This is a genomic window from Bradyrhizobium sp. 45, from assembly GCF_023073155.1.
GTDB lineage: Bacteria > Pseudomonadota > Alphaproteobacteria > Rhizobiales > Xanthobacteraceae > Bradyrhizobium > Bradyrhizobium canariense_D.
This window is the reverse complement of sequence record NZ_JADPIX010000131.1, coordinates 122,687-139,133: the sequence shown is the minus strand read 5'-3', so window position 1 is coordinate 139,133 and position 16,447 is coordinate 122,687. Positions and strand designations below refer to the sequence as shown.

The 16,447-nt window shown below is 63.9% G+C and carries 22 protein-coding genes; 8 read left to right on the top strand and 14 right to left on the bottom strand.

Annotated features, from left to right (window positions below; genetic code table 11):
- Positions 1–339 precede the first annotated feature (339 nt).
- From IVB42_RS30000 to IVB42_RS29985, 4 genes are all read left to right on the top strand, one after another.
- Positions 340–732, top strand: coding sequence for an EF-hand domain-containing protein (locus IVB42_RS30000; RefSeq protein ID WP_026233996.1), 393 nt, complete (start codon positions 340–342; stop codon positions 730–732).
- Positions 733–903: 171 nt separating this feature from the next.
- Complete coding sequence (pqqA, locus tag IVB42_RS29995; RefSeq protein ID WP_018460299.1) at positions 904–984, top strand: pyrroloquinoline quinone precursor peptide PqqA; 81 nt, start codon at positions 904–906, stop codon at positions 982–984.
- Positions 985–1,020: 36 nt separating this feature from the next.
- A complete protein-coding gene (locus IVB42_RS29990; protein WP_018460298.1) occupies positions 1,021–1,926 on the top strand; it encodes a hypothetical protein in 906 nt (301 codons plus the stop codon).
- Between the two features lie 118 nt (positions 1,927–2,044).
- The gene (locus IVB42_RS29985) at positions 2,045–2,254 is read left to right on the top strand and encodes a hypothetical protein (RefSeq protein ID WP_018460297.1); all 210 of its coding nucleotides are present in this window, start codon (positions 2,045–2,047) and stop codon (positions 2,252–2,254) included.
- 170 nt (positions 2,255–2,424) lie between these two features.
- On the opposite strand, the gene IVB42_RS29980 is transcribed toward IVB42_RS29985, so the two are convergent.
- From IVB42_RS29980 to IVB42_RS29965, 4 genes are read right to left on the bottom strand one after another with little or no spacing between them, the layout of a single operon-like run.
- On the bottom strand, positions 2,425–2,778 hold the full coding sequence (locus IVB42_RS29980; protein WP_018460296.1) for a hypothetical protein: 354 nt from the start codon (positions 2,776–2,778) through the stop codon (positions 2,425–2,427).
- Between the two features lie 47 nt (positions 2,779–2,825).
- Positions 2,826–3,536 carry an ABC transporter ATP-binding protein gene (locus tag IVB42_RS29975; protein WP_018460295.1) on the bottom strand — a complete coding sequence of 237 codons (711 nt, stop codon included), beginning with the start codon at positions 3,534–3,536 and terminating at the stop codon, positions 2,826–2,828.
- Positions 3,526–4,263: an ABC transporter permease subunit gene (locus tag IVB42_RS29970; RefSeq protein ID WP_018460294.1), complete on the bottom strand. Its 738-nt coding sequence runs from the start codon at positions 4,261–4,263 to the stop codon at positions 3,526–3,528. Before IVB42_RS29970 ends, IVB42_RS29975 begins: the two co-directional genes overlap by 11 nt.
- 1 nt (position 4,264) lies before the next feature.
- A complete protein-coding gene (locus IVB42_RS29965; RefSeq protein WP_204513979.1) occupies positions 4,265–5,245 on the bottom strand; it encodes an ABC transporter substrate-binding protein in 981 nt (326 codons plus the stop codon).
- An 88-nt stretch (positions 5,246–5,333) separates the two neighbouring features.
- Here IVB42_RS29965 and IVB42_RS29960 point away from each other — a divergent pair, with 88 nt between their 5' ends.
- Complete coding sequence (locus tag IVB42_RS29960) at positions 5,334–5,693, top strand: hypothetical protein (RefSeq protein ID WP_018460292.1); 360 nt, start codon at positions 5,334–5,336, stop codon at positions 5,691–5,693.
- A gap of 120 nt (positions 5,694–5,813) precedes the next feature.
- Here the strand turns inward: IVB42_RS29960 and IVB42_RS29955 are convergent, their stop codons facing one another.
- Positions 5,814–6,632 carry a quinoprotein dehydrogenase-associated SoxYZ-like carrier gene (locus IVB42_RS29955; protein WP_026233994.1) on the bottom strand — a complete coding sequence of 273 codons (819 nt, stop codon included), beginning with the start codon at positions 6,630–6,632 and terminating at the stop codon, positions 5,814–5,816.
- A 50-nt stretch (positions 6,633–6,682) separates the two neighbouring features.
- Positions 6,683–7,606 (bottom strand): quinoprotein relay system zinc metallohydrolase 2, encoded by a 924-nt coding sequence (locus tag IVB42_RS29950; protein ID WP_026233993.1) that lies wholly within the window; start codon positions 7,604–7,606, stop codon positions 6,683–6,685.
- Positions 7,607–7,733: 127 nt separating this feature from the next.
- Between IVB42_RS29950 and IVB42_RS29945 the strand changes: the two genes are divergently transcribed.
- Positions 7,734–8,615 carry a substrate-binding domain-containing protein gene (locus tag IVB42_RS29945; protein ID WP_247295105.1) on the top strand — a complete coding sequence of 294 codons (882 nt, stop codon included), beginning with the start codon at positions 7,734–7,736 and terminating at the stop codon, positions 8,613–8,615.
- A gap of 10 nt (positions 8,616–8,625) precedes the next feature.
- A complete protein-coding gene (locus tag IVB42_RS29940) occupies positions 8,626–9,183 on the top strand; it encodes a PQQ-dependent catabolism-associated CXXCW motif protein (RefSeq protein ID WP_018460288.1) in 558 nt (185 codons plus the stop codon).
- Between the two features lie 127 nt (positions 9,184–9,310).
- On the opposite strand, the gene IVB42_RS29935 is transcribed toward IVB42_RS29940, so the two are convergent.
- The 6 genes from IVB42_RS29935 to IVB42_RS29910 all read right to left on the bottom strand — a co-directional run bounded on the left by IVB42_RS29935 (position 9,311) and on the right by IVB42_RS29910 (position 14,179).
- Complete coding sequence (locus IVB42_RS29935) at positions 9,311–9,610, bottom strand: copper-binding protein (RefSeq protein ID WP_007601401.1); 300 nt, start codon at positions 9,608–9,610, stop codon at positions 9,311–9,313.
- A gap of 137 nt (positions 9,611–9,747) precedes the next feature.
- Entirely contained in the window at positions 9,748–10,362 is a 615-nt protein-coding gene (locus tag IVB42_RS29930) for a hypothetical protein (protein WP_247393614.1), read from the bottom strand.
- The gene (locus IVB42_RS29925) at positions 10,359–11,207 is read right to left on the bottom strand and encodes an ABC transporter permease (protein ID WP_018460286.1); all 849 of its coding nucleotides are present in this window, start codon (positions 11,205–11,207) and stop codon (positions 10,359–10,361) included. Before IVB42_RS29925 ends, IVB42_RS29930 begins: the two co-directional genes overlap by 4 nt.
- Positions 11,204–12,010: an ABC transporter ATP-binding protein gene (locus IVB42_RS29920; RefSeq protein WP_018460285.1), complete on the bottom strand. Its 807-nt coding sequence runs from the start codon at positions 12,008–12,010 to the stop codon at positions 11,204–11,206. The genes IVB42_RS29925 and IVB42_RS29920 overlap by 4 nt, the downstream gene beginning before the upstream one ends.
- Positions 12,007–12,987 (bottom strand): YVTN family beta-propeller repeat protein, encoded by a 981-nt coding sequence (locus IVB42_RS29915; RefSeq protein ID WP_026233991.1) that lies wholly within the window; start codon positions 12,985–12,987, stop codon positions 12,007–12,009. Before IVB42_RS29915 ends, IVB42_RS29920 begins: the two co-directional genes overlap by 4 nt.
- 10 nt (positions 12,988–12,997) lie before the next feature.
- Positions 12,998–14,179: an ABC transporter substrate-binding protein gene (locus tag IVB42_RS29910; RefSeq protein ID WP_018460283.1), complete on the bottom strand. Its 1,182-nt coding sequence runs from the start codon at positions 14,177–14,179 to the stop codon at positions 12,998–13,000.
- A 127-nt stretch (positions 14,180–14,306) separates the two neighbouring features.
- Between IVB42_RS29910 and IVB42_RS29905 the strand changes: the two genes are divergently transcribed.
- Positions 14,307–14,807: a DUF3280 domain-containing protein gene (locus IVB42_RS29905; protein ID WP_018460282.1), complete on the top strand. Its 501-nt coding sequence runs from the start codon at positions 14,307–14,309 to the stop codon at positions 14,805–14,807.
- A gap of 9 nt (positions 14,808–14,816) precedes the next feature.
- Here IVB42_RS29905 and fghA read toward each other — a convergent pair whose 3' ends face one another.
- Complete coding sequence (gene fghA, locus IVB42_RS29900; protein WP_018460281.1) at positions 14,817–15,662, bottom strand: S-formylglutathione hydrolase; 846 nt, start codon at positions 15,660–15,662, stop codon at positions 14,817–14,819.
- A 70-nt stretch (positions 15,663–15,732) separates the two neighbouring features.
- Positions 15,733–16,353 (bottom strand): response regulator transcription factor, encoded by a 621-nt coding sequence (locus tag IVB42_RS29895; RefSeq protein WP_018460280.1) that lies wholly within the window; start codon positions 16,351–16,353, stop codon positions 15,733–15,735.
- Positions 16,354–16,447: the final 94 nt, after the last annotated feature.

The window sequence follows — 16,447 nt, the reverse complement described above, 5'->3', positions numbered from 1 at the left end:
CTCCCAATATGCGCGCCTATTGACGCTGCGACAGCAACACTCCGCCCGAATGCAAAACGCGTCAATACGAAAGTCGTAATTGCGATGCCGATATGGTAGGCGGCGCGGGATGCCGTCACCTGACGGAGACCTGACAAAGCAACTCTCACTTGTGCGCAGGCGCTGAAGAAATTCCGCGGCATGGAGCAGAGCGCGTGCGCCACGGCAGCGGTCGCGCCGACGGGTTCTGCAAGTTGTGCGGTGCGCAGGCTGCAATTCGGGACTTGAACCGAGGCTCGCTTGTGGACTTATGTCGTTTCGATCCGGTTCGAATCGGAGCTCTTGGTGAGGGAGGTTTTCATGATATCGCGTCGCTCTGTTGCACTTGCGCTCACGATTGCACTGCTGTCCGGTCCGGCATGGTCGGCCTCCGGCAACGCGGTCAAGACGTTCGATACCGACAATGACGGCACCCTCGATCTTGCCGAGGTGAAGAAGGCGGCGGCGGCGTTGTTCGCCAAGCTCGATCCCGATCACGACGGCACGCTCGACGCCCGCGAATTGCGCGGACGGTTAACAGCGAAAGAACTCGCCGCCGCCGATCCCGATCGCGACGGGACTCTCACGCTCGACGAATATCTCTCGGTGGTGGAGCAGCGCTTCAACGCGGCGAATCCCGACAAGGATGGAACGCTGGATGCGAAGGAGCTGAACTCGCGCGCCGGTCGCGCGCTGCTGCGCTTGTTGCGGTGAGAACCGCGCCGCTTGACTGGGAGCGAAGGCGAGTTGCCCGAGAGAGAAATTTGCAAGCGCGATGCGACAGTTCGCTGTGTCAACGGTGCGATTCCAGACTTGCGCTGTGGCTGACGCAGCCCTAGGTTTTCGCCGGCGCGATGTCGCGCTCAATCCCTTGGGAGTCCCCGAATGGCCTGGAAAGCTCCGAAGATCGTGGAAGTGCCGGTCGGCATGGAAATCAACATGTACGCCTGCGCTTTGCGCAAGTAAGACCACAAGTAAGACTGACGACCTGCCGCGGCTTCGATGGCAACCACCGTCGAAGCCGTGGTAGTGTCGGGGATGCGCGCGAGAGCCCTTACATTCTGGACCATAGCCGCCTGCACCGTCGCGCTCGCGCCGGCATGCGTCCGCGCCGAAGAGGGCTTCGATACCGAACACATCTTCGGCTTCATGATCGGTACCGATGTCGGCAATCCCGGCGAGCGCGAATTCCAGACTCAGACGACAGGCCGATTCGGCAAAGGAGGCGGGACCTATCGCGCCCTCTCGCAGGAGGTCGAGATCGAGATCGTGCCGCTGCCGAACTTTCGCATCGAGGTCGGCGGCACTGCCACCCTGCACGACATCACCGGCGTCCCCGACATCGGCGACCGCCGCCAGTTCAATTTTCAGGGCGCTTCGCTCGACCTGCGCTATCGCCTGCTCGATCGCGAGCGCGCGCCATTCGGGTTGACCGTCGCCGCCGAACTCCATGGCGACCGCATCGACGAGACTTCTGGAGCAAAAGGGCGGATGTACGGTACCGATTTCACGCTCGCCTTCGATCGCGAGCTGATCCCGAACTTCGCCATCGGGGCGCTCAACCTGATCTATCAACCCGAATGGGCGCGTTTCGAAATGGCGGGACTGTCCGAAAAGAGTTCGACCATCGGCGCGGCCTTCGCCGGCCTGGTGCGCGTGCGGCCCGATGTGCTGCTCGGCGGCGAGGTGCGCTACTTCCGGCAGTACGAAGGCATCGGCCTCGGCGAGTTCGCAGGACAGGCGCTCTTCGTCGGTCCGACCGCTTATTTCCAGCTTTCCGAGCGCTCGCGCCTGACCATGAGCTGGAGCATGCAGGCATGGGGCCGGCCGGCCGGATCGGGCGGCAATCTCGACCTCGTCAATTTCGAGCGCCACCAGGCAAGGCTGGTCTTTGGAGTTAATTTCTAGCGCTCGGGGAGAGTTGACAGGCAATTCCCGCTTTATTTCGGGCGGCCGGATTGAAACTTCCCGCTCATCGGAACGTAATCTTTTGTGCTAACTTCATCGCCTCTGCGAGGATCCCGGCATGAATCCGATCGACCTGGTGGTGACTGTGTGTGCGTTGCTCTCGCCAGCGACCTGCGAGGAGCAACATCTGGTGTTCAACTATGCGGGGTCGCCGACGCAATGCGCGATGGCTGCGCCGCCCTATATCGCGCAATGGATTGGTGACCATCCGAAGTGGCAGGCGGTGCGGTGGCGCTGCGAATATCCGCATCCGAACGACAAGGCGTAAAGCCCTGAGCTGCGTTGCCGGTCGCGACTGGCTTAGGTCCTCATCCTGAGGAGCTTGCGAAGCAAGCGTCTCGAAGGATGGCCGCAGGGCGACAGACGGGCCTGCATGGTTCGTGACGCGCGTTCCGCGCTCCTCACCATGAGGGGATAACGCTCGTAACGCAGCCCCCGTTACTTGCTGCAGTCCTTCAGATCCTTGTCGGCGATCGAGAACACCGCATCCGCCTTGATCTCGATGTCGCGCACGATGCATTGCCGCGCATTGGGATAGCTGACCCTGGCGTCGTAGCGGCCGGGCTCGACGCCGGTGATGCGCAGCCGCTCGTCGTGGTCGACCTCCTTGTCTTTGTCGTTCAGGCACTGGTTCGGCCCCCACTCGGTCTTCCCGGCCGGGGAGAGCTGGAAGCCGGAGATCGCCTCCGTCGTCAGATTCCAGAGCCGGATACCCTTGCCCTTGGCCTGGGCGAGCGCCGCGCCCGGCATCGCAACCAACAGGATGCCGATCGCAATCAGCGTACGCCGCATGATGACCCTCCCGCGAAGATGTCGTTGGTCCAATTGACCATGAGTTCTCATTGCGATTCAAGCTGCAACGCCGCGAGCTCGGCCCTGATCTTGCCGAGTTCGGCCTCGCTGCGCTCCGCGCGCGGGATGGCAATCGGCACCTCGCGCACGATGCGCGCCGGTCGCGGCGACAGCAAGAACAGGCGGTCGCCGAGCCGGATCGCGTCATCCAGACTGTGGGTGACGAGCAACGTCATCACCGGACGGCGCGCCACCAGCGTCGCGATCTCGTCGCGCAAACGGCCGGCGAGTGCGTCGTCGAGCGAGGCGAGGGGCTCGTCGAGCACGAGCAGGTCAGGCTCGACGGCAAAGGCGCGAGCGAGCGCGACGCGCCGGGCGAGGCCAAGCGACAGCTCGCCTGGAAAATGACTGCGATGCGCGTCCAGCTCCAGGATCCTGAACAGCTCGGCGAGCTTGGCGTCGGTGACATCGGGTGCCGCAAGCCGCACATTCTGCTCGACCGAGCGCCATGGCAGCAGCCGCGGCTCCTGGAAAACCATACCGATCCGCGCTTCCGGCGGGCGCGAGACGCGTCCCTCGAAATCGCGGTCGAGGCCGAGGATAATGCGCAGCATCGTGCTCTTGCCGCAGCCGGACGGTCCGATCAGCACGCCGACCTCGCCGGATTGAAGCGCGAAGCTGACCGGCGCGAGCACCTCCTGCGTCCCGCCCGCGGCACTCTTGAACCTCTTGCCTGTGATATCGACCTCAAGCCGCACGGGGTCGCCATCGTGTTGCGCGGGCTTCGAACGGTTGCACCAGCGCGGTCTCGATCACGAGCACGACGGCGGCGAAGGTTAGCGAATAGGCCAGCAGCCGCGGCGTGTCGAACAGCTGGAAGGCGACGCCGATCTCGAAGCCGACGCCGTTGGGTCGCCCCAGGAGTTCGGCGACCAGCACGATCTTCCACACCAGCGACAATCCGGAGCGGGCTGAGGCTGCGATATAGGGCGCCAGTTGCGGCAGCACGACGTGGCGGAAAGCGCGCCAGCGCGGCATCGCGAACACGCTCGCCATCTCGTCGAGCGAGCGGTCGAGCGCGCGCGCGCCCTCGCGCAGGGTGACGATGGCGGTCGGCAACTTGTTGATGGCGATCGCCGCGATCGCTGCGGCTTCGGTGAGCCCGGCCCAGATATAGGCCAGCACGATCACGACCAGCGCGGGCAGGTTCAGGAGCAGGATTAGCCAGGGATCGCCGAGCCGGTCGGCGAGCTTCACCCGTCCCATCAGATAGCCGATGGCGCTGCCGAGCGACATCGCCAGCACGAAGGCGAGGCTTACGCGGGCAAGCGTTGCGCCGAGATGCAGGAACAGCGCGCCGCTCGATGCTTCCGCGACGACGACGTCGAGCACGGCGGGCGGGGAGGGCAGCTTCGCGGCGCCGACGAAGAGGGCGGCGATCCACCAGATCGCGAGCAACAGGGCAAACGACAGAAGACGCAGCACCTCACTCCCCGGCAACTGCGTGAAAGAACGTGCCGGGATCGAGCTCGGCAGCCGGGCCGACGAGGTCGCGGCCGCCGGTCTCGGCCAGCACGCGGTAGAGCACGCGCGCGTCCCTTTCTTCGTCATCGATGCTCCGGCGCGGAATGCCGTCGCGATAGCGCTCGCGATAAGTCTTGAGCAGGGTGGCATCGCTCGTGCCGGTGAGCGGTGCGATCTTGTCCCAGGCGGCATCGGAGGTCACCAGCAGCTGCTTGGCCTTGCGGGTCATCGCGATGAAGCGCGCCACCGCATCGCGATGACTTGCCGCCCAGGTTTCGTCGAAGACATAGCCGACCGCGGAGACCGCGCCCTTGGCGCCGAGTTTCGGCAATATGTCCTCGATACCGGCAAGGCGTCTAAAACCCTTGGCCTCCAGCTGTGCGCAGAAATTCCAGAAATTGAGGCTCGCATCCATCTCGCCGTCGAGCGCCTTGGCGGCGAGCAGAGGCGGAGCACCATAGACGATGGTCGCCTCCGATTTCAGGTCGATGCCGTCCTGCTTCATGCGCGCCTGGAGCAGCAGCCAGCTCTTGTCGATGGGACCGCCGCCGACGGCGAGCTTGCGGCCCTTCAAGTCGGCGAGCGACTTGATCGGCGAGGAGGCCGGCACCATCACCGCGCCGAGCGCGCTGGAATAGGGATAGAAGGTGAGCTTGGCGCCAAGCGTGCGCTCGCGAGACACCCACAGCCAGTCGGAGAGGATGATGTCGGCATTGCCGGCGCGCAGCGCGATCTTGCCGGCCTCGGGGCTCGCAAGCTCGGCGACGTCGAGCGACAGGTCGGCCTCCTTGTCGAGGCCGTTGGCGCGGATCGCGGCCAGCTCCCAGGAGAATGTTCCGGTCTTCTGCACCGCAAGGCGAATCGTATCCGCGGCGCGGCCGGGCCCGGTTAGCGTCAGCGCCAGCGCCACCGCGAGCGCCAATGATCCACCAAATGTTCTCATCACGTTGTGAGCCGTTTCCTCTGACAGAAGTGCTTTTCAGGACAATACGCATAGCATAGCTTCCGTCGCAACCAGCGGGAGGACGCTCATGAATCTGGCCGGACAGCTACGACCGATTGTCGCCGCATTGGCGGTGTGGGCTGCGACCGCGCTCGCCGCGCAGGCTGAACAGGCCAATGATTATCCGACGTCGGCGCGTGCCGAGTATGTCTATGGCTGCATGAAGGCGAATGGCGAGAGCCGGCAGGCGATCGAACAATGTTCCTGCTCGATCGACGTGGTGGCCTCGATCGTGTCCTATGAGCGCTACGTTACCGCAGAAACCGCGCTCAGCATGTCCCAGGTCCGCGGCAATCTCGGCGTCCAGTTCCGCACCTCGGAGCAGGCGAACTCGGCCGTGAATGATTTGAGGCGTGCCCAGGCGGAAGCCGAGGTGAGGTGTTTCTGACCGCTTGGTTGTACGACCACCGTATTCGTCATGCCCGGGCTTGTCCCCGGGCATCCACGTCTTGGCGGCACCTAAGATCGTGGATGGCCGGGACAAGCCCGGCCATGACGACCGGGAGCCTCACGTCCCCGGCTTCTCCACGTCCCACTCGTTCCGGAACACGTGTCCGTCCGTGTCCTTGGCTTCCGCGCGAAAACGCCTGGCGCCGTTGGATACATAGGTGAAGCGCAGATTTGGATCTTCCGAGATCGAGATGCCGCCTTCCATCGACAGCACGGGGCTGTCGTCCTGCGTCAGCTTGAGCTGGTTGATGAAGAAGGCGGGAATGTAGAGCTGTGTGACCTGGTCCATCTGCAGGCCGGAATTGTTGGGATGGCCGATCATGATCTGCGCTTCCCGCATGCGGCTCGCCGGGGCCTCCTCGCGCGCGAATTGGCGGTAGCGCATCTGGCCGAGCCGGTTCTGGGCCTCCTCGGCATTCTTCCCTGCTGGTGCCGAGCAGCCGCCGGAGGCCTTCACGTAGACTTTCGAGACATAGAGCTGGCCATCGCTGAGCTCGGCCACCGCATGAACGTCGGTGTAATTGTTGACGCGCACGCGGGTCGAGATTTCAGTGACGTTGGCATCCGGTCCGAGCTCGAACTTCGCCGCCATCGGCGCGGGATTACGATCGATCACCAGCGTGATCGAACGGATGCGGCGGGCATCGCCGGGCGAGAGCTTGCTGCGCAGGGTCACCGGCACGATGGCCGCGTCTTCGGCACGATACGGCATCTCGATTCCAATGACATTGCCGCCGTCATTCATCGGACGGCTGCTGAAGATGTCCTGCACCAGGCCCGGCCAGGGATCGTAAGCCTCTTCCGCCTGCGCCGGCACGGCGAATGCAATGCCGAGGAGCAGGGCGATCAGAGGCAGTCGGCGCGTGCATCCCGTCATGGTCATGGTCCCGCGGACGAAGCAACGTTTCACGCATCGTAGCGCGTCCGCTACTCCCATTCAATTTCCGAAAATGCTGCGGTTGCGTTGCGGGCGTTGTAGTCGTCGAACAGCTCCCAGTGCGGCCGTTCCGAGGCGGCGGCCCTGTCTGCAGCGGTTCGGATCGGCTCGCCCTTCTTGTTCGACGCCCGGATGTCCGCCAGCAGTGCCGTCAGATAGCGCCGTTCATCGGTCAGCGCGGCAGGCCATTCACTCACAGGTCCGTGACCGGGAACGACGCGCTGCGCCGGAATGCTCTCGAGTTCCGCGAGGATGCGAAGCCAGCCGCGAATGCTGCCGTCCATCACCGGAATATGGCGGAGGAAGATGAGGTCGCCAGTGAACAGCGTCTTCGTCATCTCATCGAACACGGTCAGGTCATTGTCGCTGTGCCCGGCCGGCCAAGCCCGCAGGTTGAGGCGGCGCGCACCGAGATCGAGCATCAGGGTGTCCGTGACGAGCATTGTGGGCGGCACGATTTTCACGGGAGATATCAATTCGTCGCCCATGATGCGCCTAAAATTGTCGAGATAGTACGGCCCACGGGCAGCGAGCGCCCGCGGCAATCGGCTGTGACCGACGAAAATGGTGTCCCCGGCGACGAAAGCCGCATTGCCGAAAACATGGTCGGGATGGCCGTGGGTATTGATGACGTAGCGGATCGGCTTGCTGGTGCGGGCCCGCACCGCCGCCAGCAGCGCCTCGCCCTCGCGAACGCTACCGCCGGTATCAATCACGGCCACCGCATCTTCGCCCACGATGAAGCCGACATTGGCGATGTCGCCCTCGTTCTCGCGGGTCATCAGGGCGATGGTCCCGGAGTGTACGAAGATTCCCGGCGCGACTTCGCTCACAGGCAATTCGGCCGCTGCGGCGCATGCTAGCGTCGCTGTTACCAGGGACAAGGCTGCGATCACGAGAGCGATGCGAGACACTTTTCAGCCTCAGTTCAAAGGTTGCGCGCATTGCACTGCAACAAAGAAAGCCAGCACAAAGTCTGGCAAAACATGGCGCGTCATGCGTTGCATGGCTAGCATTCAAACAAGCCTAGGAGGAAGCGCGATGACGGAGGCCGGACGACATCGTCGCTGGTTGCTTTCACTGAGTATCCTGGTTGCGTCTTGCGCGTTCGGCGACGTCGCCATAGCGCAGACCAACGAGACGGGTGACCTCTCGTTCGAACTGGTCGACCCCAAGGTGCTACGCGTCTGTTCCGACCCGCGCAATCTGCCGTTCTCGAATGAGAAGGGCGAGGGGTTCGAGAACAAGCTTGCCGAGCTGTTTGCGGACAAGCTCCAGAAGAAGCTCGACTATGTCTTTTTTCCGCAAGCCACCGGCTTCGTGCGCATGACGCTCGGCTCGCATCGCTGCGACGTCATCATGGGCTTCCCCCAAGGCGATGACCTCGTGCAAGGCACCAATCCCTACTACCGCACGAGCTATGCCTTGGTCGCGAAAGCAGGTAGCGGGCTGGAGGAGGTCGACACGCTGGAGGATGCCAGGCTCAAGGGCAAGCATGTCGGCATCGTCGCCGGCACGCCGCCTGCGACCAACATGGCCATTGCGGGACTGATGGGTGATGCAAAGCCCTATCCGCTCATGATCGACACGCGCTACGACAATTCGGCGCAGGCAATGATCGATGATCTCACGGCGGGCAAGATCGACGCCGGCGTGCTGTGGGGACCGATGGCAGGGTTCTACGCGAAGAAGGCGGGGTCGCTTCATGTCACGCCGCTGGTGAAGGAAACCACCGGGCCAAAACTGGTCTATCGCATCGGCATGGGCGTGCGTGGCGCCGACCAGAACTGGAAGCGGCAGCTCAACAAGCTGATCCAGGAGAACCAGGGCGAGATCAACAAGATCCTGCTCGATTTCGGCGTGCCGCTGCTGGACGAGAACGATCGGCCGCTTGGCGCGGAGACGACCAAGAAGGCACCATGAGGCAGACGCCATGAGGCGGCACCTTGCGGCTGCGCTGGTCGGCGCCGTGCTGGTGGCGCCGGTCGTTGCGCAGCAGCAGGAGCCGTTCGAGCCCGAAGGCTATCGCACCGACAACTACCGCGCGCCCGTGCCGCCGACGCTCGGCGGCGCGCGCGTGCTGTCGACGTCAGAAGCCGAGGCGATTTGGCGCGCGAAGAGCGGCGCCTTCATCGACGTGCTGCCGCGCGCGCCGAAGCCGAAAAACCTTCCCGCGGGTACCGTTTGGCGCGAGGCGCCGCGCAAAAATATTCCGGGCAGCATCTGGCTGCCGGATACCGGCTACGGCACGCTGCCGCCCGCCATGGACGACTATTTCCAGCGCGGCCTGGCGCGTGCATCACACGGCGATAAGAACGCGCTGCTCGTGATCTATTGCCTGGCCGATTGCTGGATGTCCTGGAACGCCGCCAAGCGCGCGCTCGCGTATGGCTACTCCAACATCGCCTGGTATCCCGATGGCACCGACGGCTGGGAGCGTGCAAAGCTTCCTACTGAGGAGGCGCAGCCCGAGCCGCGGCCGGAGCAATAGGCAAGAGATCGTCATGCCTGGGCTTGCCCGGGCATCCACGTTCTTGGTGCCTCGTGGCTGTGCGTGGATGGCCGGGACAAGCCCGGCCATGACGCCCTGTCGCACGTGGGAAGAGGCGAGGAAAAGCTTACTGCTTCTGCAACTTCGTCAGCGTGCCCGTCCCGTTATTGTCGGTCGCAGAGTAGCTCACCCTGTCGCCGGCGTGGACGGCGTCGAGCATCGCGGCATCCTTGGCCTTATACTCCTGGAGCGCGCCGGCGCCGCCTGCGCTGCCGCCGACTGTGCCCTTCTGCGTCTGCTGGATCGAAATCGTGCTGTTGAGCCGATCTATCCGGGTGACCATTCCGGTCAGATCGTCAGCGAATGCGCTGCTTGCGAGCATGCTGATGGCTGCAGCGCCTGCGAGGATGAATTTCGTGGTTCCCATCGAGGCCTCCCGATGCCTTGGATTACCCGTCGACAAGACATCCTAGACCGATTTGGTTCCGGCATATAGCACGGCGGCAGGTTAATGATCGCCATGGAGGCGCGGGAACCGGCCGCAAGCGGTCAATGAGGCTGACTCTATTCCATTTCCTGCTGGATCAAGCGTCCAAGCGCAAACAGCCGCTGGTCGATGGTGGTGGGAACCTCGCAGACGAATCGCACCACCTTGTGGCGGTCCTCGAAAATGCGAGTCTTCCAGATCAGCTCGTTGCTGAGCGCATCGACCTTAGCCTCGTCGCGCGGCGTGGCGCCTTGGAGCGCCTGAAGCTGGACGCTCTCCTCGCGGATCTTGTCGGCGGCTTCGCGCTGCTTGCGGCTGACGCGTTCCAGCCCGCTCATGACCTGCGAGCGCTGAGCGTTGAGCGTGTCGAACAGGCCTGCGAACAGCAGTTTTGCGTTCGTGGTCTTGTCGGCCGCGGAGCCCGCCAAAAACTCCTTCACCAACTTCTCGCCCTCGTCCAGCGGCGTCTTGCGTGCCGACAGTTTGGCGACCAGCGCGCTGACCTTGGCGTCGTCCTTCCATTTGTTCTGCACGTCGTCGAGCGGAGGACCGGCCCATACGGCGGCGAGCGAAATTTCCGGCACTTTGGCCTGCGTGCAGGGCCAATCCGGATAGCGCGGATCGGCCGCGCGTGCCGCCGTGCTCGCGGCTGCGAGCATCAGAGCGGCCATGGCCAGAACCCGAACCGTCATCCTTCGCCTCCCGCAGGCCCCCGTCGCGCCAGCCCGCGCGAGGGATCATAGGCCAGAATCGCGCCGATCATGAAGACGATTGTGCAGGTCGCGACCACCGCCAGCGAGATCCAGTTGATCTGTCCGTACAGCGCGAAGCGGATCAGCTCGACCGCATGGGTGAACGGATTGGCCTCGCAAACATAGTAGAGATATGGGCTGCCCTCCTGCACCCGCCAGAGCGGGTAGAGTGCCGATGAAGCGAAGAACATCGGGAAAATGACAAAATTCATCACGCCGGCAAAGTTCTCCAGCTGCTTGATGCCGGAGGAGATCAGCATGCCCAGCGAGCCCAGCATCAGTCCGGACAGGATCAGGGCCGGCAGCACGGTGAGATAGCCCGATAGGGGAGGGGTGATGTCCCAGAACCAGGCTATCAGCAGGAACGCGTAGACCTGGAGCAGCGACACCGCGGTGCCCGCGAGCAGCTTGCAGAACAACAGGTAGCCGCGCGGCAGTGGGCTCACCAGCAGCGTGCGCATGTTCCCCATCTCACGGTCATAGACCATCGAGAGCGAGGACTGCATGCCGTTGAAGAGCTGGATCATGGCCATCAGCCCCGGCGCGATGAAGACCTCGTAGAGGATGTAGGTCTCGTAGGGCGGGATGATGGAGATGCCGAGCACCTGGCGGAAACCGGCGGCGAAGATGAACAGCCAGACCAGCGGCCGCACCAGCGCCGAGACGAACCGCTCGCGCTGGTGCAGGAAGCGCAGTCCCTCGCGCCAGACAATGCCCGTGAGGCAGGTCATGTATTCGGCGGCCGAGAAGCCGCGCTGCGCCTCGCGCGTGGTGATGCTGCTCATGCGCCGCCGCCCGGCAGGGTCTGCGCGCCGGTCAGGCGCATGAAGGCGGTGTTGACGTCCTGCGCGCCGGCTTCCGCGACGACGCGGCTCATCGGTCCCTGCGCCAGCACCTTGCCCTGATGCAGCACCACGAGATCGTCACCGGCCATGATTTCGTCGAACAGATGCGTGGCCCAGAGTACGCCGATGCCTTGCTCGCTCACGAGCTGGCGCACATGGCTGATGATGTCGGCGCGCGCCTTGACGTCGAGGCCGACGGTCGGCTCGTCCAGCAAGAGCAGGCGCGGCCGGTGCAGCAGCGCCCGGGCGATCTCCAGCCGCCGCATCTGCCCGCCCGAGAGATCGCGCACCTTGCTGCCGGCGCGCTCGGTAAGCCCGATGCGACCGAGCAGCTCGGCGGCTCGAGCGCCGGCTTCGCGGCGGCTGATGCCGTGGAGTGCGGCGTGATAGAGCAGGTTCTGCGTCAGCGACAGATCGAGATCGAGCGTGCGCGGCTGGAACACGACGCCGAGCAACCGCAGCGCCTCGCCGGGACTCTTGCTGATGTCATGGCCGAAAATGCCGACGCGGCCGGACTGGATGCCGAACAGGCGCGTGATCAGCGAGAACAGCGTGCTCTTGCCCGCCCCGTTGAGGCCAAGCAGGGCCGTGAAGCTCGCGGGCTGCACGTTGAAGGACACGTCCATCAGCGCGCGGCGCGGTCCATAGGCGTGGCTGACGTCGTCGATCGATAGCGCGGGCACGGTCGCCGGATCGGGCCTTGGTGTTTCGCGTTGTTCGGCGATGGGAACAGGGCTGGTCATGGCGCGATCGTGATACCCCAGGGCAGTTCGCCCACTTGAATGGTCTTGATCACCTTTTGCGCGGCGACGTCGATGACGGAGACGTCGTTCGAGACGCCATTGGTGGTGAGCAGAAATTTTTCGTCCGGGGTGAATGCCATGTGCCAGACCCGCTGTCCCACCAGCAGATATTTCGTCACCTTGCGCGAGGCGGTATCGACCACGGCGACGCGATTGGCGGGACCGAGCGCGATGAAGGCGGTCTTGTCGTCCCGGGTCATGCCGATGCCAACGGGCTGGATCGCCTCTTTCCTCAACCCCGGAATCTCGAAATTGATCTTGCCGGTCACCTCGTGCTTTCCGGGGTCGATGATCGAGACGGTGCCGCCGATCTCCGAGGACACCCACAATTCGGAAGCGTCGTGCTTGAATTCGGCAAAGCGCGGTCGCGCGTCGACCAGCACGTTGGCGACGATCTGGCGCGACGACGTGTCGATGAAATGCGCCATGTTGGTGGTCTCGGACGTGTTGATCAGCGTCTTGCCGTCCGGGCTGATGGTCATGCCCTCGGGCTCGACGCCGACCTGGATGTCGCCAAGGCGAGCGCGCTTCTCGAGGTCGATCACGGTCACTGTGTTGTCGTTCTCGTTGGCGACATAGAGGACCTTGCCGGCGGCATCCTGGGCGAACAATTCAGGGTCGGGACCGGAGGGCAGGCTGTCCACCACGGTTTGCGTCTTCGCGTCGATCATCTGGATCGTGTCGTCGTCGCCGACCGCGACCATCACGAACTTTCCGTCGCGCGTGAAGTCGATGCCACGCGGGCGCTGGCCGACCTTGATGGTCTTGGTCACCGTCCAGCTTTCGGTATCGATCACCGACACCGTGTTGCTCTTCTCGTTCGAGACATAGGCGATGAACGCATGCGCCGGCGCTGCCGCCAGCGCCAATCCGGACAGCAACCCAACACGCCACGCGCGGAACGTCCAAGTCCTCACTTTAATGTCCTCACTTCAGCTTGCATTTGCTCTCCGGGCGGTCATAGCCGAGCGTGTCGAGCTCGGAGACCTGGTGCAGGAAACCTTCTTGCGGCGACACCGACACCACCATGCGGCCATCGACCAGCAGGATCGGCTGGCGCAGCTGCAGGTTCCAGTCGCGCAAGGTCAGCTTCGTGCCCTTGAAGGCGGCGACCGAGAACTCCGGGCCCTTGATGAAATCGGTGACCTTCTTGACCTCGCCGGAATTGGTGCGCGACGTGGCCTCTCCGATCATGCGCACGGCGGTCCACGCCTGCATGTCGAGCGCAGTCATCCGCCGCGCGTTGAGCTTGACGAAGCGGTTCTGCATCTGGATCGCGCCCCACTGGTCCTGCGCAGCGTCCCAGCTCCGCGGCACGAGGCCGGCCGAGCCCGCGACAGGCCGTGGATCCCAGGTGCGATAGGGCAGGTAGGCGCCGAACACCTCGCTCTCGTCAGCGGCGACCAGTACATCATAGGCCGGAGCTTGTTGCGTGAACACCGGCATCTGCCGCTGGATCAGCGTCACGCCGGAGTCCGTGCGGCGCGCGCCGCCTTTGTCTTCGAAGCTGCGCTCCTGCACGATCTTGGCGCCGAACCGCGTCGCGGTGCGCCGGAGCGCATCGGCGAACAGTCTGTCCTCGTCATGCGAGCCAACCACGAGCAGCCAGCGCTTCCATTGCTTCCACACCAGATACTGACCGAGCGCATCGGCCAGCATTGCGCGCGTCGGCGCGGTGTGGATGACGTTGGCACGGCAATCGGCCTCGCGCAGCCGCTCGTCGATCGCGCCGGCGTTGAACAGCAACGTGCCGCGCTCGCGCAGGGCGTCGGCGACCTTCAGCAGCGTGTCGGCCGGCAGGTCGGCGATGATGAAGCCGTTGCGTGCGGCGAGCTCTGTCGCGGCCTGCACGGCATCTTCGCCCTCCTTGATACGACGCTCCTCCAGCGCAAATCGCTGGTTGAGGAATTTGCCGGTAGTGTTGTTGTCCTCGATGGCCAGGCGTGCGCCGGCGACGCCGTCATTCTCCGCGGGCTGCTCGACCAGCGACAGCGTTGATCTGGTGCCGGCGATTCCGAGATAGCCGACGCCGATCATGACAGGGTCGGCTGCGAGCGCACTCGTCGCAGCAAAACCCAGGCAGATCAGGCCGACCAACCATCGGATCATGTTTCCTCCAGATGTTCTCCCCGGCTTGACCGCCGATGGAGAATTGTCTCTGCTAAAGCATGACCGATTTGTCAGGGCATGCAACCCCGCATTTCGTCCTCACGCCGCCACGCCGGGAATCACGATCATGCGAGCGCTGATATGTTTCGCCGCTTTGCTGTTGACGGGCTCGGCCGCATTCGCCGATCCGCCGAAACTCGCGGTGTTCGATTTCGAACTGATCGACACCAGCCTGCCTGGCGAGTTCTACGGCTCCAAGCCCGAGGAAGCGCGGCTCGACCTCATCAGCGAGCAGTTGCGCAAGGCACTGGTTGAGTCAGGCAGGTTCCAGCTGATCGATATTGCGCCGGTCCGGGATGCGGCCCGTCACGCCAATCTGCAGGCCTGCGGCGGCTGCGACCTCAAGCTTGCCGGGCAGCTGGGTGCCGATTTGGAAATCACTGGCATGGTGCAGAAGGTCTCGAACCTGATCATCAATCTGAACATCTACCTGCGCGACGTGAAGACCGGCAACATGATCACGGCCGCCAGCGCCGATATGCGCGGCAACACCGATGAATCCTGGACGCGCACGATGAGCTATCTGATCCGCAACCGCTTGCTGGCGCCGAACTACGGCAAGCCGTGAGGGAGATATTTACCCCTTCAATCGCTCCGCATGCCAGTGCAGGTGATCGCCCATGAAGGTCGAGATGAAGTAATAGCTGTGGTCGTAGCCCGCCTGCCGCCGCAGCGTCAGCGGAATGTTGGCCTTGGCACAGGCCGCCTGCAGCAATTCAGGACGAAGCTGCTCTTTCAAAAAGTTATCGGCCTCGCCGACGTCGACGAGGAAGCCTGAAAACTTCGCGCCGTCCTCGATCAGCGCCACCGTGTCGTGGCTGCGCCAAATGTCCTTGTTCGGCCCGAGATAGCCGGTCAACGCCTTGATGCCCCAGGGCACGAGCGACGGCGCGACGATCGGCGCAAAGGCGCTGGCCGCGCGAAAACGGTGCGGGTTGCGCAGCGCGACCGTCAGCGCGCCATGGCCGCCCATCGAATGGCCCATCACCGATTGGCGCTTCGCATCGACCGGAAAATTTTCCGCCACGAGTTTCGGCAGTTCGTCGGTGACGTAGCTCCACATGCGATAATTGCTTGAAAACGGCGCTTCCGTCGCGTCGACATAGAAGCCGGCGCCAAGACCGAAATCATAGGCATTATTGGCATCGCCGGGCACGTCGGGGCCTCGCGGGCTGGTGTCGGGCGCGACGAAGATCAAGCCGAGCTCGGCGCAGGCTTTGCGGAATTCGCCCTTCTCGGTGACGTTGGCGTGCGTGCAGGTGAGGCCGGAGAGATACCAGACCACAGGCAGCTTGGCGCCCTGTGCGTGCGGGGGAACATAGACCGAGAACGTCATGTCGGTTCCGGTCGCCTGGCTGGCATGGCGATACACGCCCTGCACGCCGCCATAGGATGTATTGGTCGAGACAGTCTGGATCGTCATGCCGTTATGCTCCGTGGCATCAAACCACATCAGGATTGCAACGCTTGTGTGACCGAATTCGCGGCGGCCGTCAGGCCACGCCGCTGTCGATCGCCAGCCGCACCAGCTCGACAGAGGTTTTCACCCCGAGCTTCTGGCGCATGATGGACGAGGTGTTGGCGACAGTCTTGTAGGACGACTGCACCAGCCAGGCGATCTCGGATAGGCTCTTTCCGGCGCTGAGCAGCCGCAAAATCTCCATCTCGCGCGCGTTCAGCTTCGACAGCGGGCTTTGCGCCAGCGCGGGTCCCGCAAAGGCGATGCTGCGCGCGATCGCGCTCGGCAGATAGGTGCCGCCGCCGCCGACGGTGCGAATCGCCTCGACGAGATCGTCGGGGTCACCGGTCTTGGAGACATAGCCCTTGGCGCCGCACTCGATCGCCCGCGCGGCAAAAGCAGGGTCGTCGTTCATGCTGAACATGATGATCCGGGCCTCGGGCGCGCGCTCGAGGATGCGGCGCGCGAGCTCGAAGCCGGACACGGTCGGCAGGTTGATGTCGATGATCGAGAGGTCGGGGCGCTCGACGATGAAGACGCACTCGCCGTCTTCGGCGTCGGCGGCCTCCAAAATCTCGATCTCGCCCTCGTCCGCCAGCACGGCACGGCAGCCGGAGGCGACGATGGGATGATCGTCGACGATCAAAATGCGCATAGGCGTTCCTCGCGACAGCGTCTTGGCCTGTTTCGCGCCCGGCCGGGATTGCTGTACGCTTTCGATTAGATATCGGGCGCTTCGCCTCTGTCAA

What these genes read in the sequence shown, in the direction of transcription:
- IVB42_RS29960 (WP_018460292.1), top strand. Translation starts at nt 5,334, where the DNA reads ATGAATCTGGCCGGACAGCTACGACCGATTGTCGCCGCATTGGCGGTG.
- IVB42_RS29965 (WP_204513979.1), bottom strand. Translation starts at nt 5,245, where the DNA reads ATGAGAACATTTGGTGGATCATTGGCGCTCGCGGTGGCGCTGGCGCTG.
- IVB42_RS29935 (WP_007601401.1), bottom strand. Translation starts at nt 9,610, where the DNA reads ATGGGAACCACGAAATTCATCCTCGCAGGCGCTGCAGCCATCAGCATG.
- IVB42_RS29980 (WP_018460296.1), bottom strand. Translation starts at nt 2,778, where the DNA reads ATGCGGCGTACGCTGATTGCGATCGGCATCCTGTTGGTTGCGATGCCG.
- pqqA (WP_018460299.1), top strand. Translation starts at nt 904, where the DNA reads ATGGCCTGGAAAGCTCCGAAGATCGTGGAAGTGCCGGTCGGCATGGAA.
- IVB42_RS29895 (WP_018460280.1), bottom strand. Translation starts at nt 16,353, where the DNA reads ATGCGCATTTTGATCGTCGACGATCATCCCATCGTCGCCTCCGGCTGC.
- IVB42_RS29985 (WP_018460297.1), top strand. Translation starts at nt 2,045, where the DNA reads ATGAATCCGATCGACCTGGTGGTGACTGTGTGTGCGTTGCTCTCGCCA.
- fghA (WP_018460281.1), bottom strand. Translation starts at nt 15,662, where the DNA reads ATGACGATCCAGACTGTCTCGACCAATACATCCTATGGCGGCGTGCAG.
- IVB42_RS29945 (WP_247295105.1), top strand. Translation starts at nt 7,734, where the DNA reads ATGACGGAGGCCGGACGACATCGTCGCTGGTTGCTTTCACTGAGTATC.
- IVB42_RS29920 (WP_018460285.1), bottom strand. Translation starts at nt 12,010, where the DNA reads ATGACCAGCCCTGTTCCCATCGCCGAACAACGCGAAACACCAAGGCCC.
- IVB42_RS29990 (WP_018460298.1), top strand. Translation starts at nt 1,021, where the DNA reads ATGGCAACCACCGTCGAAGCCGTGGTAGTGTCGGGGATGCGCGCGAGA.
- IVB42_RS29905 (WP_018460282.1), top strand. Translation starts at nt 14,307, where the DNA reads ATGCGAGCGCTGATATGTTTCGCCGCTTTGCTGTTGACGGGCTCGGCC.
- IVB42_RS29955 (WP_026233994.1), bottom strand. Translation starts at nt 6,632, where the DNA reads ATGACGGGATGCACGCGCCGACTGCCTCTGATCGCCCTGCTCCTCGGC.
- IVB42_RS30000 (WP_026233996.1), top strand. Translation starts at nt 340, where the DNA reads ATGATATCGCGTCGCTCTGTTGCACTTGCGCTCACGATTGCACTGCTG.
- IVB42_RS29925 (WP_018460286.1), bottom strand. Translation starts at nt 11,207, where the DNA reads ATGAGCAGCATCACCACGCGCGAGGCGCAGCGCGGCTTCTCGGCCGCC.
- IVB42_RS29910 (WP_018460283.1), bottom strand. Translation starts at nt 14,179, where the DNA reads ATGATCCGATGGTTGGTCGGCCTGATCTGCCTGGGTTTTGCTGCGACG.
- IVB42_RS29930 (WP_247393614.1), bottom strand. Translation starts at nt 10,362, where the DNA reads ATGACGGTTCGGGTTCTGGCCATGGCCGCTCTGATGCTCGCAGCCGCG.
- IVB42_RS29940 (WP_018460288.1), top strand. Translation starts at nt 8,626, where the DNA reads ATGAGGCGGCACCTTGCGGCTGCGCTGGTCGGCGCCGTGCTGGTGGCG.